The organism is Streptococcus dentiloxodontae, from assembly GCF_053206925.1.
On sequence record NZ_JBRUHR010000022.1, the window covers coordinates 1 to 13,488 of the forward strand.

A 13,488-nucleotide genomic window follows, 5' to 3' on the forward strand; every position below is an offset into this window, starting at 1 on the left:
TTTTCAGAGAGTTCCTTGGCGGTCAGGAAGAGCTGAGACATGACCTCATTGTCATTACCCAGCCAGCCGGAGTAAGCAACAGCTGCTCCGCCATTAGCTGCCCGAAAGTCCATCTGGCTAATCTGTTTATTTAGCTCAGAGGCGAACCTTGCTTTATTGGCATCACCGTCCAGTGGCTTATCATAGTCTCTTATCCAATCAATGATATCTTGTGTACTTTTACTCATAGCCTACTCCCTAACTTCTGGTGTGGCAATATGCCTAAATTGGGTATCCAACTCTTTATCATCATGATGAAAAACTTCTTTAATAACTTCAACTACCTCCGTTTTTTGATTAGCTAAAGAAGCTGGAATTTTTATATAATTAATATCTTCCAAAACGATTCCGCGTTGCAACAGTTGAGTAGTATCTTCGTTCCAAATTGGACGATGGGTAACATTATCAATGGTTCTCATGTTAATATTAATCACCTGATTTTGCCAAATCAGAATATAATCGGTCGTGCGATCTTCTCTGTCTGCTCCCCGACTAACCCACAGATAAATCCCTCTGTCCTTATCCGCTACCCAAGTATCCAAATAGGTGTACTCATTATAAAGCTCCAACTCTTTTAGCATATCCCAGTACTCTTCCGGAATCACTTCTCTTACAAAAGCCATACCTAATCCTCCTCTAATCTTATGTTACTCTAATTGTACAGCAATGAGACCAATTTGTAAAATCAGGGCAAATAAAAAAACGCTGGAAATCCAACAGGGGTGCTGCTATCTGAGCTGTTCATTTTACTCAGAGGCAAACTGAGCCAAATCTTCCTTGGAATCTAAGGGCTTATCATAGTTTTGTACCCACTCAATAATCTCATCTTTTGTTTTTGCCATCACTTATCCTCCATAACTTCTGGCATAGCGATATAGGTCAACTCAACATCATAACGATAACTAGAATTCTGAAAAACCTCTCGGATAATTTGGATCAGTTCCTTCCCGCTACTGGCCAAAGATTGAGGGATTTTTATATAGTTAACTTTTCTTTTAACTAGTCCCTTTTGAAGGTGTTCATGAGTATCATCCCATTCAGGGAATTGAATACTAGCCGTTGACTCTGTATTAATATCTATAACTTGATTCTGCCAAATCAGAATATGATCGGTCGTGCGATCCTCTCTATCCGCAAAACGACTGGTCCACATATAGATTCCTCTGTCCTTATCCGCAATCCAAGGAATTAGATGAGTGTATTTATTATATACTCCCAACTCCTTTAGCATATCCCAGTACTCTTCCGGAATCACTTCTCTCACAAAGACCATGCCTAACCCTCCTCTAATCTTATGTTACTCTAATTGTACAGCAACAAGACCAATTTGTAAAATCAGGGCAAATAAAAAAAACGCTGGAAATCCAACAGGGGTGCTGCTATCTGAGCGGGCTGCCATCACTTCTCTTCCCTAACTTCTGGCATAGCGATATAGGTCAACTCAACATCATAACGATAATCTGAATTCTGAAAAGCTTCTCGGATAATTTGGATCAATTCCTTCCCTCGACTGGCCAAAGCCTGAGGAATTTTTATATAATTAATGCCTTCCTTGATTAGACCCTTTTTAAGGTGTTCGTGAGTATCATCCCACTCAGGAAATTGAATACTAGCCGTTGTCTCTGTATTAATATTAATGACTTGGTTCTGCCAAATCAAAATATATTCAGTTGTTCGGTCATCTCTGTTCGCAAAACGACTGGTCCACATATAGATTCCTCTGTCCTTATCCGCAATCCAAGGAATTAGATGAGTGTATTTATTATATACTCCCAACTCCTTTAGCATATCCCAGTACTCTTCCGGAATCACTTCTCTTACAAAGACCATGCCTAACCCTCCTCTAAATCTTATATTACTCTAATTGTACAGCAATGAGACCGATTTGTAAAATCAGGACAAATAAAAAAACGCTGGAAATCCAACAGGGTTGTTATTATCTACTAAGCCGCTCGTTCAGAGCAGATGCAAATGTCTCTAAATCTTTTGTGGTCTCTATAGGAGCATCATACTGGCTTATCCAATCAATGATATCTTGTTTCGTTTGTACCATTATACTCCCTCCTTAAATATAAATAGGTTGAGCAAGTTTCCTAAACTTAACATAAAAGTGTTCGTCTTCCGCACGGAAAGCTTCTCCTATAACTTGAAAGAGTTCTTTCTCTTGATTAGCTAATACTTTGGGTAAGCGGATTTCATTAATAGCCTCCTCATCAACCCCTTTTTCTAACAATTGACGCGTCTCTTCATTCCATATAGGATCTTTAGTCCTAACAGTCGTTACATTAAGATATATCACCTGATTCTGCCAAATCAGAATATGATCGGTCGTGCGATCCTCTCTATCCGCAAAACGACTGGTCCACATATAGATTCCTCTGTCCTTATCCGCAATCCAAGGAATTAGATGAGTGTATTTATTATATACTCCCAACTCCTTTAGCATATCCCAGTACTCTTCCGGAATCACTTCTCTCACAAAGGCCATGCCTAACCCTCCTCTAATCTTATGTTACTCTAATTGTACAGCAACAAGACCAATTTGTAAAATCAGGGCAAATAAAAAAAACGCTGGAAATCCAACAGGGGTGCTGCTATCTGAGCGGGCTGCCATCACTTCTCTTCCCTAACTTCTGGTGTGGCAATATGAGTCAGCTCTATATCGTAGTGAGAGCCAGAATGATGAAAGGCCTCTCGGATGACCTCAATCAGAGCCTTACCCTGACTGGCCAAAGATTGGGGAATGCTTATCTTATTGATCCTCTCTTTCACCAGTCCTCTTTGAAGATGGGGATGACTGTCGTCCACCCAAACCGGCTCTTCAACAAAAGCAACCGTTATCGTATTAATGTATACAACTGCATTTTGCCAGATTAGAACAGAATCGGACGTGCGATCTTCTCTGTCCGCTAACCGAGTAGTCCACATATAAATCCCTCTGTCCTTATCCGCTACCCAGACATCTAAATAGGTATACTCATTATAAAGCCCCAATTCTTTCAACATACCCCAGTACTCCTCTGGAATTTTTTCTTTCACAAAAGCCATACCCAATCCTCCTCTAAATCTTATGTTACTCTAATTGTACAGCAATGAGGACAATTTGTAAAATCAGGATTTTAAACCGGTAATATCTCAGCCGACTTTACCATATATTGACTTTGCATTTAACAAATGATACACTTACTTTGTCAATATTAAATTTAAAGGAGAAGAATATGAAAAAATCTCTTGCTTTAGGGTTATTGCTATTGAGTTTAGTCATAGTGGTCGGATGTTCTAAACAGTCTAAATCTGATTCCAACCCACCTGGATCATCTACTAGTACTTCAAAAACCAGTTCTTCCTCAACTTCTTCAAGCAGCGATAAAGAAATTACCAGTGGTAAGACTTATGAGGCTGCCCTTGCGACAGTGAAGTCAGCTTTCTCTTCCTATGAAGCTTTTAAAACTTTTTACAGTGATGATGTGTTATCAAAGCTTAGTGAGAAAGGGGGGATTGATGAAGGAAGCAGATTATATTATGATTACCACAAAACTATTGATGATCAAAAATACATCTGGAAGCAGAGTGAACCTGATGTTACTCTGACCTATGTTGAAGGTTCTTTCTCCCTAAGCAAATGGGACAATTCCCCTCCATCTCACACATCTGGTGACATTGTTCCCCAATATTCTGTCTATTTCAAGGTTAATGAAGATGGGACAACCACTGGCGGTACCAGACACGATGTCGTAAAGGGTTACTACTACGAGGATGGAGCGACTGACTATGAGAAATTGATTATTACAAGTATCACAAGTGAAGAAGCTGCCAAATCTAAAGATAATTACTAAAATATATAATACTTAAAGGAGAATGCACATGAAAAAAGTTCTAACACTTGGTTTATTATCACTTAGCCTGCTTACAATAGCAGCTTGCTCTAACCAATCCAAATCAGGATCCGCAAGCAATGCTTCTGCCAGCAGTTCTCAAAAGCAAAAAATCTCTTACGACGACAAGGGCCTGCCAACTGTTTTGAAAACAAGCTATACAGGTTCTGCTACCAATGAAGCGGATAAAAATGGTGATTATGGAAATCTGTTATTTCACGGCGAAGGAGGGGCAGATCGAACGATTACCTTTGATAAAGAAAACTTAACGGTTAACGATGACCCCGATTCCTCTATCGTCTATCCCTTTAAAGTCATCTCAAAAGATGATTTAAACAGCGATGACAAGGCGCGATTCAAAAAATATGAAAGTGAAACTAAAGGAAAACCCTACTTTATCATGCTCACTGTATATAGCGGTGACGATACATACGATGAAAAGTACTTCGAAGAATATAAAGAATCGAAATCAGGATCAAGTAACACAGTTTATATCGCCATCTTATCCAATGATGGCAAAAAGTTAAACTTGATTGAGCTTGATAATGATTTAAATGGTACCTATTATTCTCTATTGAATTTCACAGGTGAAGCAGATTAATCTCTTCCATACTAAACTTTTATTTTATGCTATTGTACTCCCAGCAATGGGAGTCTTTTAATATTCTCAATATCTTTTAATAGATAAAGCAGTCGAAGCTTGAGCTAGCAACGCTTCCATTATTAGCCATTGGCACTGCCAATCTAAAAAAGCAACAGCTAAATGCCGTTGCTTTTTAGGTGATTTACAAATTCATTAACCCTAACCTTTATTCTTTATTGTCGTTTCCCTTACTGCCATGTTGTTCTCCTAAGCTAGGGCCGTATTTGTCACTTGTATTTTGTTGATTTGTCAACTGTCCATCTGGTGAATTTGATGACTTCTGATCAGCTCCTTTGTTAAGAGCATTAGCCGCTCCATTTCCTTGACTATTTTGTATACTTGCATTGTTGCTATTAGAAGACTGAGCCGTAGCTTTTCTGGCTTTAACAGCTGAATTGCTTCTGATACCGCCTTCTGCAAATCCACTAAGTCCTTGACCTTTTACGAATCCCTTAGCAGTCTCTTTAGCAGTATTACCTGCATGGCTTGCCGCACCACGAGCTCCGCCTAGTGCTCCGCCTACTGCACCGCCTAGTGCAACGCCTAGTGTTTTTCCTATAACTCCACCAGGAGCTTTTGCTCCCACTTGAGCTCCCTTTTTAACACCGCTTGCAGTACTTGAAGCAATATTCCTAGCACCGCCCGCTGCATTCATACCAACAGCCGTTCCAGTTCGTCCCGCCATCATGGCAGCACCACCTACTGCTGCAAGGGGTGCCATGGCGGCTCCGAAGCTGCCTGGGCTGCCGCCTCCTGATGGCGAAGCCCCTTGTCCATCAGCTGGCATGCCCAGCCACTGCTCAACAAGCTTCATAGAACGAACGGTTGCCTGAAAAATACCAATATAGAGAATGATGTAAAGAACAGTCTGAGCCCACTGCCCCATATCACCCAACAAGGAGGCTGTTGGAAGACCGCTTACCATCAATTTAGGCAAGGAGACCATAAAAGTCACAGAGACATTCAAAATCATGACTTGGAAAATAGCTCCAGCAAATCCCGCTATAATCTGTCGGATTAACATCTTAAATTTACTAGAATTTTCAACAGAGGTATAACCGATAATCGGAGCAATGATACTTAGCATCAAAATCTTGTAAACATCCTGCACAAAAGCCACTATCATAAATATCAAAATTAAAATAATGGTAATCTGCATGGCATAAAGACCTAGCCAATTAACCGTATATCTCAAGTAAACCTGTCGAAGCACATCTAAAAAGCTAGACGTGTCTTTCAATGTAACAACACGATTTCCATCATAGGTGTGTGTTAAAGGAATGTAAACATCATGATACTGAGATGAATTTAATATTTGATTTGCAAGATCTTTAATGTTCTCTTTTCCTGTATCTGTGGCCGTTGTAAAATTATCCCCAGAATCCCATTTAGTAATGGCTTCAGTCGAAGTTAGTTCATTATACCCACTCCAATTAGCTTCCTTTGCTACCTCAGCTTTGACAGGAGACAAGGTGTATTGATCATCAACCAATCCTAGCTTGTCAGTGTCAAAATTATATTCGATAAGGTAAACAAGGTCAACGACATTATTATGAAAAGGCGCTAAAGATATCTCTCTTGTCCCATCACCTTCACTGGTATTAGCCCCATCATTTTGAATTGAACTTGAGTCATAGGCGATATTAGCCACTTCATTTCCAGCCCAGCTCAAGGCTCTTGGCAGAAAAGCTGTCACTAAAGTCACCAATAACAGATTGTTTAAAATGTCCATCCAATTTACTCGGCTGCCAAACCAAGCCATCAATACTCGAATAACAAGTAACAGAATAAAAATAGCAATCCCAACATTTTGCAAGCCCTGATACCACTTGCCATAGATAGTCGTTGTATCACCAATGTTGCTAAAAATACCAAATAGATGAAAGAGCCGGTAAAAAATATCTGTCAGAGTAGTGGAGAATTGATAAAGAATCCTCGCAATATACCCAGGAATGGGATATATCATATCTGCCATAATGTTATTAGTCGTATGCAGATAATTTCCCCATTGAGTAAAAAAATTAATGGTATTGGCATTTGCTTGTTCATTCACATCACGCAGGCCAAACCAATCGAAACCGCTTGCAGGCGGAAAACCTCCCTCAGACTCATCTTTTACTTTTGCAATATCTGTATCAGAATTTAGTAATTCAGTAAAATTCTTATAATAAATCTCCATAAAGAACAACTGCATTTTCAACCCTAATCCCATAAAAACACCTCTAATCCCCTGAAGACGATGTTGGAGTGACATAGTTACTCATTTGTGGTTCCTGAGTAACTAGATAGCCATAGTCTGCTTTAGATGATTTCTTAATTTTAAACGTTAAACGTTTAGACTCTGCCGTATCACTGCCATCCTCTTTTAAGCTTAAAACATATGTCAGCGTGTACTGTTTATCTGCATAATCAACAGATTCTAGCAGAGAAGATAAGATAGTTGCGTTCTCTGGCTGTGTGTATTTTGCATCTCCATCTGACAAGAACACTTTCAGGGAATCTTTATCTCCTGAAAAGTAACTTGATAAGAAATAACGACCGAAAACATCAACTTCATGTTCACTGTTTTGAACTGTCTGAGTTGTGGTCAGTTCATCATGCAAATAGTTAATCTGTTCTGTTTGTAACTTAATCGTTTTTTGCTGGATAAGGCCATAACCCAGACCTGCAACCCCAACAACTCCTGCAATAACAATTCCTGCGGTTAACTTTTTGACCGTACTTGAAGGCAAATCTCCTTCCTCACTTTCTACAACCTGGCGATGTTCTGTTGGTGCATTTGTACGCTCCAACGCCCCTTCTACTTCATTTGGGTTAGGAAAAAGAGGCAATTGATTGAATGCAATCTCCAAACTTTTCTTGTAGGGATCAAAAATTTGATTAACAAAATACAAGGATAGTTCATCATAAGAATAAGGAGCAAATCGTTCATCCCGCAAGCATTCCTCCATAAGCGGCGTTAACAGATTATCAAAATTTTCTGTCACAAGAAATGGAGACACTGCAGGCTCCCCTTCATGAGATGGATAGCCTTTGTCATCAAAATGAGCCAAACTGTAAGTATGAATTTGAAACGTTTGAAAGGCAGTACCAAGCGTTCTAAACAGCTTGTCAGCCTGATCAAATGTCAAATAAGGTAAATTATCTGCTAGATGTTCATCCGGAGCCGTATCATCTAACATTTCAATCAATTCTGCTAATTCTGCATTAGTATCTGGAGAATTATTCTTTTCCCACTCTATATAAATAAAGGAAGAATCTTTGAAAGACACTTCCCCTTTTTTAAAAAATGCCATACATTAACACAACCTAAATTAGAATAGTCCGCTGATGTAAGTCACTAAAGATGAGGCTCCGATAACGACAACGATACCAATAGCGATTTGCCACCAGTAAGCGTGGATACGTTCTTTCATCCTACGAGACGCAAAAATATAAAAGACTCCGCTAGCTACTAAGACAAGTACTGCAATAACAGTTGCGATTGTCTGGAAGTTGGTGGTAGCCTTCTCAGCGGTGCTAGATACTGAACTAAATGGATCACTTGCTAAAAAATTAAACATGATAAAAAACCCCTAAAATTATTTTAAAATCATTATAACATTTTTTAAATAATATTTCACCGCATAATAAGAAAAAGTTAAACAATCTCAATTCCAATGGACTCGTCAAGGTATTTTCGTCTCTTCCCGTGTTTATCAAAATGCCCCTGCTGGTCCTTGATAAAACTTAGATTGACAGTATAACTATTGTTTCTGCGGTCAAGCGCAATAATCTTTTTGGCGATAGGATCTGCTACTTCGTGCCTCAGCAAACGTGCCAATGGCCGTGCTCCGTTATTGACATCTGTCCCGTATTTTACAAGGTAGTCAATGATATCGTCATCGTAATTCAAACTAAGATTTTGCCTAGAAAGTCTTTGTTTTGCGAACTTGTCTAATTGATAAACAACGATTTCCCTGATAATGTCTTCTGTAAGCATGTTGAAAACTATTTTATCATCAAAACGGTTCAAAAATTCAGGACGAAAAGCTGTTGACAGTTCCGTATCAAGCTCAGCCAACAATTGATTATAGCTTTTCTTGGATAGCTGACTGATTGGACCATTGGTACTGGTGTCATGTTTGATAATTTCATGTCCCATGTTTGTTGTGACAATAACAATAGTATTTTTAAAATCAACAGTCCGATTATACCCATCTGTCAAACGGCCATCGTCAAGAATCTGCAGCATTAGGTCAAAACAATCAGGATGCGCTTTTTCCAACTCGTCAAATAGGACTACACTGTAAGGACGTTTAGCTACAGCATCTGTCAGCGTTCCGCGTCTGCCTGTTTGCTCGTCTCCGATGATTTTCTTGGTATCACCTTCGCTCGAATACTCAGACATATCAAGACGAATCATCGCACTTTCTTCATCAAACATTGCTTCGGCCAATGCTTTTGCTAATTCTGTTTTCCCTGTTCCTGTCGTCCCTAAAAACATAAAAGAAGCGATCGGGCGTGTATCATCATTTAAACCAGCTTCAGCATTGATGATCGCATTTGAAACAATATGAATCGCCTGATCTTGCCCTTTAACCCGTCTGCCCAGCTTTTCTTCAAGTTCCAGCACACGGGTAGAATTTGCTTTTAGAATCGCTGCTACAGAGACACCTTTCATGTCTTGAATAACACGCGCCACATCTTCATGAGTAACAAGATCTCTGCCTTCTACCTGAGCACGAGCTCCCGCTTCATCCATAAGGTCAAAAGCCTTGTCAGGTAAGTACCGTTCAGGAATATACCTAATAGCAAGATCCACCACGGCTTCAACAGCTTCCTGAGTATAGGTCACATTGAAGAACTTTTCATATTTGGGTTTAACTTTAGAAATAATATAAACAGCATCATCGCGTCTTGGCTCTGGGACATCAACACGTTGAAAACGCCGCTCAATGGCTTTATCGGTTAGTATCGTTTTATTGTATTCTTCATCTGTCGTAGCTCCGATAATTTGAATTTCACCACGAGAAAGTGCCGGTTTTAAAATATTACCTGCATCAAGAAAAGAACCTTCGGAGCTTCCTGTGCCTATAATGGTATGAACTTCATCAATAAAAAGAATATTTTTACCTTTTGTCATTCGCAGTTCATCCACAATACGTTTAAATTTGGCAATCAAATCACCATCTTCATTTATACTTGATAAATCGGACATTTCCAGCGAATAAACTGTTCTTCCTTTGTAATCAGGAGGGCAGCTCCCTAATTGTATATTGGCTGTTATCCCCTCTATAATAGCTGTTTTTCCGACCCCAGCATCTCCAGTTAATACGGGAGAATTCTTAGATTTACGTTTGAGAGAGACAAAACATTTTGTAATGATTTCATCACGCCCATAAGCACGATAGTTATTTGGATTTGCAGACACTTTCTGGGTAAGATTGTCTGCGTATTTGTCAAGCATAGGAGTCTGTGATTTACGCAGGAGACGTGTTGCACGCTCAATATCAGTAGCCGTAACTTCATTTCTTCCCTCAAAAGATACCAAACTTCCCGCTTCATCTAAAATATCAAGCGTTTTATCTGGCAGTCTGCGATCGGGAAAATAATCCACGGAATAATAAACGGCCATATCAGCAATTTCCTTAGAAATCGTGACATGATGATAGCGTTCATACTTTCCTTTAGCTTTCCCAATAACATACAATGCCTGTTCAACGGTTAATTCATCAACTTTGACATCTTGGAAACGCCGCTCCATAGCAGGGTCTTTAGAGACAATGTTTTGGAATTCTTCTTGTGTTGTCGCACCAATAATCCGGATTGCCCCGCGTGCAAGTGCAGTCTTTAGAGAGTTTCCAATGTCCAGACTGCCATTAGCTCCTGTCCCCATGATGGTATGGGTTTCATCAATGAACAGAATATTTTTATCACGAGTGGCAATAAGTTCATTTACGATTCCTCTCATTTTGGTAATCGTATTGCTGCCATCTGAATCATCCAATAATGAAGAAATTTCCAAGGACCAGATTGTATTTCCTTGCAGGTGTTTATCAACCTCTCCTTTTAAAATTTTTGCAGCTATACCCTCTACCACAGCTGTCTTTCCGACACCGGCTTCGCCAACGAAAATAGGAGAACTTTTGGTTACGCGATTAAGAGCCAATGTGGCCATCTGAATTTCATTATCACGTCCATAAACTTCAAAATCTTCAATTTTCCCAGCAATATCAGCCGTAATATTGGTAGCATACTTTTCTAATAGTGGTGTTTTTGTAAATTCAACATTATTATTCATAGTCATATTATAAATCATTAAAGAATTTATTTTAAAGCATAATAAAAGCTATAAAAAATCTCAACATTCATATCATTTGCGAATCGGGTCTGCTTGATAACAAGCACGTGCACCGCCAATCAGTTTAGGACGGCTGGCTAAAGCTGTAACATGAGCACCGCCTAATTCCCGCAAAATAGGCCGCAAAGGAACCTGGACACGCTTAATATGCATACCAATTGCAGTATCTCCAATATCCAGACCTGCGTGGGCAATAATTTCTTCAACTTCGACAGGATCTTTCATATAATCAAAAGCCGCAAGCTGACCGCTCCCTCCAGCATGGAGGCTAGGTAAGACATTTACAATTTCCAAATTTTTGGCAATAGCCAGTTCACGCTCAACCACCAAAGCACGGTTTAAATGTTCACAGCCCTGAACCGCCAGATAAATTCCGCATTTAGCAAGAATATCTAAAATGGTTTTGACAATTTTCTGTCCAATTTCACGACTGGAATTTTTTCCAATAACACCGCCTGCGACCTCGCTCGATGACAGACCCAAAACAAAAATATCACCTGTACTGAGAGCCGAACGCTCCACGATGTCTAAGGTAATCGTGCGTGTTTGTTCTTCTAATTGTGTTAAATCCATAGTAAACTCCTTAACCAGCAATACTGCCAAGCATTTGCGTTACGAGATAAAGTAAAAAAATGAAGAAGATAAGGAAGAAAACGCCTAGAATCAAAAGTCCTGTTCGCCTTTTCTTTGTTAGATTATTAGGCAGTCCAAATCCCATACCGAAAGGTCCAAGAATATAAGCCAACATAAAAGCAGTATCAATATTAGCAATATGCCAAAAAGACCAAACAAAACCACTTAGTCCTGCAATAGATAAAAGCCACATCAAAGGAAAACGGTGTGCTTGGGATAAAGCAAAACCCAGCAAAAATGCTCCTAGTGCAGGCATCAAAAGAAAACTGTAAACCATAAAATTAAACATGCCATCATTATAGCATGTTTTTATTTATCTGTGTGTCTAGCTCGACACCTGTGCCTTCTTCCAAACTAAATAGCCATAAAAGAGCAAAAGAGCAATGCCTAAAACCAAACATAAAATGCCTAAGAAAATCAAAAGTCCACGTCGATTAGCACTTGGTTTAAATGGAATACCGACCCCAATTAACATAAGTCCTAAAACATAAGTCAATATCCCCCAAAATCCATTTTCCAGCAGATAAAAAGTTACTGCTGTAAAGGCGAGTCCTAGTACTGATAAAAGCCACGTTGCTCTTCCTTCGACAGGACTGGAAATTGACAGCCCAAATAAAAGAAAACCTACAGAAAGGATTATAAAGCCAATAACGGCATAAATCATAATAGTCATAATTTTATTATAGCACAAGTCCAAGGATGCTTCTAGCACGAGAGCACTTCTTCAAACAAACAATTATCCTAGTAGAGATAATCTCATATAATAAAAAAGAGCTGGGACAGACAGCCATGATTGTTGTGCAATCATCGTCGTTTGCCCCATTCTCTTTCTCATTGTTGTTCCTCATCCATTCACGTAACCATTTTTTCGAGTCTAATGAATTTATTAGTTATAGATTTTGAAAGCATCATCGTCGTTTTGTCCAACGAATGGCATTGCTTTACGCAATTCAACACCAACTTTTTCGATTTCAAGATCTGCTGCTTCTTTACGATAAGCTTCAAGACGCGGACGTCCATTTTTATAATCTGTTACAAACTCATCTGCAAATTTTCCTGATTGAATATCAGCAAGAACGGCTTTCATGTTTTCTTTCACTTGGTCAGTAATGACACGCGGACCTGAAACATAGTCACCAAATTCTGCTGTATTTGAAATAGATTGACGCATTTTCTTGAAGCCACCTTCGTAGATAAGGTCAACAATTAATTTCATTTCATGGAGTACTTCAAAGTAAGCCAATTCTGGAGCATAACCTGCTTCAGTAAGCACTTCAAAACCTGCTTCAATAAGGGCAGTCAAACCACCGCAAAGAACAGCTTGTTCACCGAATAAATCTTCTTCAGTTTCTTCTTTGAAAGTTGTTTCAAGAAGACCAACACGTGCCGCACCCACACCTTTAGACCATGACATAGCAATATCTTTGGCATTTCCTGTTGGGTCTTGGTAAACTGCATAAAGAGCTGGAACCCCAAATCCTTCAGTATAAGTACGACGTACAAGATGACCAGGACCTTTAGGCGCACACATGAATACATCAACGTTTTCAGGAGCTTTGATATATTCAAAACGAATGTTAAAGCCGTGCGCAAAACCAAGAGCATTTCCAGCTTCAAGGTTAGGTGCGATTTCTGAAGCATAAAGATCAGCTTGAATTTCATCTGGAGCCAGAACCATAACAACATCAGCTAATTTAGTAGCTTCTGCTACTTCATAAGTATCAAACCCATCTTCTTTAGCTTTGTCAAATGATTTACCAGCACGCACACCGATAATGACATCATAGCCTGAATCACGCAAATTTTGTGAATGCGCATGGCCTTGTGAACCATAACCAATAACGGCGATTTTCTTGCCTGCAAGTGCATCAACTTTAACGTCTTTTTCGTATTCCATTGTTACTGCCATAGTAATATATCTCTTTTCTAAATTTTTATTTTAATGCCTTTAGGCA

Annotated in this window: 16 protein-coding genes; 2 read left to right on the forward strand and 14 right to left on the reverse strand. The window is 39.3% G+C overall.

What is annotated here, in order from left to right:
• The 6 genes from ACVRZ8_RS09310 to ACVRZ8_RS09335 all read right to left on the reverse strand — a co-directional run.
• The coding region (locus ACVRZ8_RS09310; RefSeq protein ID WP_447449054.1) for a hypothetical protein at nucleotides 1-227 on the reverse strand (227 nt) is incomplete at its 3' end.
• Between the two features lie 3 nt (nucleotides 228-230).
• The gene (locus tag ACVRZ8_RS09315) at nucleotides 231-662 is read right to left on the reverse strand and encodes a hypothetical protein (RefSeq protein ID WP_447449055.1); all 432 of its coding nucleotides are present in this window, start codon (nucleotides 660-662) and stop codon (nucleotides 231-233) included.
• Nucleotides 663-880: 218 nt separating this feature from the next.
• Nucleotides 881-1,312 carry a hypothetical protein gene (locus ACVRZ8_RS09320; protein WP_447449056.1) on the reverse strand — a complete coding sequence of 144 codons (432 nt, stop codon included), beginning with the start codon at nucleotides 1,310-1,312 and terminating at the stop codon, nucleotides 881-883.
• A 125-nt stretch (nucleotides 1,313-1,437) separates the two neighbouring features.
• On the reverse strand, nucleotides 1,438-1,869 hold the full coding sequence (locus ACVRZ8_RS09325; RefSeq protein ID WP_447449057.1) for a hypothetical protein: 432 nt from the start codon (nucleotides 1,867-1,869) through the stop codon (nucleotides 1,438-1,440).
• Between the two features lie 235 nt (nucleotides 1,870-2,104).
• Complete coding sequence (locus tag ACVRZ8_RS09330; RefSeq protein ID WP_447449058.1) at nucleotides 2,105-2,527, reverse strand: hypothetical protein; 423 nt, start codon at nucleotides 2,525-2,527, stop codon at nucleotides 2,105-2,107.
• Between the two features lie 125 nt (nucleotides 2,528-2,652).
• Nucleotides 2,653-3,087, reverse strand: a complete 435-nt coding sequence (locus ACVRZ8_RS09335; protein ID WP_447449059.1) for a hypothetical protein — start codon at nucleotides 3,085-3,087, stop codon at nucleotides 2,653-2,655.
• A gap of 170 nt (nucleotides 3,088-3,257) precedes the next feature.
• Between ACVRZ8_RS09335 and ACVRZ8_RS09340 the strand changes: the two genes are divergently transcribed.
• Complete coding sequence (locus tag ACVRZ8_RS09340) at nucleotides 3,258-3,875, forward strand: hypothetical protein (protein WP_447449060.1); 618 nt, start codon at nucleotides 3,258-3,260, stop codon at nucleotides 3,873-3,875.
• 28 nt (nucleotides 3,876-3,903) lie between these two features.
• Nucleotides 3,904-4,515, forward strand: a complete 612-nt coding sequence (locus ACVRZ8_RS09345; protein ID WP_447449061.1) for a hypothetical protein — start codon at nucleotides 3,904-3,906, stop codon at nucleotides 4,513-4,515.
• Nucleotides 4,516-4,723: 208 nt separating this feature from the next.
• On the opposite strand, the gene ACVRZ8_RS09350 is transcribed toward ACVRZ8_RS09345, so the two are convergent.
• From ACVRZ8_RS09350 to ilvC, 8 genes are all read right to left on the reverse strand, one after another.
• Nucleotides 4,724-6,811 carry a pLS20_p028 family conjugation system transmembrane protein gene (locus ACVRZ8_RS09350; RefSeq protein WP_447449062.1) on the reverse strand — a complete coding sequence of 696 codons (2,088 nt, stop codon included), beginning with the start codon at nucleotides 6,809-6,811 and terminating at the stop codon, nucleotides 4,724-4,726.
• Nucleotides 6,780-7,853, reverse strand: coding sequence for a hypothetical protein (locus ACVRZ8_RS09355; protein ID WP_447449063.1), 1,074 nt, complete (start codon nucleotides 7,851-7,853; stop codon nucleotides 6,780-6,782). The genes ACVRZ8_RS09350 and ACVRZ8_RS09355 overlap by 32 nt, the downstream gene beginning before the upstream one ends.
• Before the next feature lie 18 nt (nucleotides 7,854-7,871).
• Nucleotides 7,872-8,120 (reverse strand): TrbC/VirB2 family protein, encoded by a 249-nt coding sequence (locus ACVRZ8_RS09360; RefSeq protein ID WP_447449064.1) that lies wholly within the window; start codon nucleotides 8,118-8,120, stop codon nucleotides 7,872-7,874.
• A gap of 77 nt (nucleotides 8,121-8,197) precedes the next feature.
• Complete coding sequence (locus tag ACVRZ8_RS09365) at nucleotides 8,198-10,840, reverse strand: AAA family ATPase (protein WP_447449066.1); 2,643 nt, start codon at nucleotides 10,838-10,840, stop codon at nucleotides 8,198-8,200.
• 72 nt (nucleotides 10,841-10,912) lie between these two features.
• On the reverse strand, nucleotides 10,913-11,473 hold the full coding sequence (locus tag ACVRZ8_RS09370) for a TIGR01440 family protein (RefSeq protein WP_447449067.1): 561 nt from the start codon (nucleotides 11,471-11,473) through the stop codon (nucleotides 10,913-10,915).
• Nucleotides 11,474-11,483: 10 nt separating this feature from the next.
• A complete protein-coding gene (locus ACVRZ8_RS09375; protein WP_447449068.1) occupies nucleotides 11,484-11,822 on the reverse strand; it encodes a hypothetical protein in 339 nt (112 codons plus the stop codon).
• Between the two features lie 36 nt (nucleotides 11,823-11,858).
• Complete coding sequence (locus tag ACVRZ8_RS09380) at nucleotides 11,859-12,206, reverse strand: hypothetical protein (protein WP_447449069.1); 348 nt, start codon at nucleotides 12,204-12,206, stop codon at nucleotides 11,859-11,861.
• A 213-nt stretch (nucleotides 12,207-12,419) separates the two neighbouring features.
• Nucleotides 12,420-13,442: a ketol-acid reductoisomerase gene (gene ilvC, locus ACVRZ8_RS09385; protein WP_447449070.1), complete on the reverse strand. Its 1,023-nt coding sequence runs from the start codon at nucleotides 13,440-13,442 to the stop codon at nucleotides 12,420-12,422.
• Between the last annotated feature and the right edge of the window lie 46 nt (nucleotides 13,443-13,488).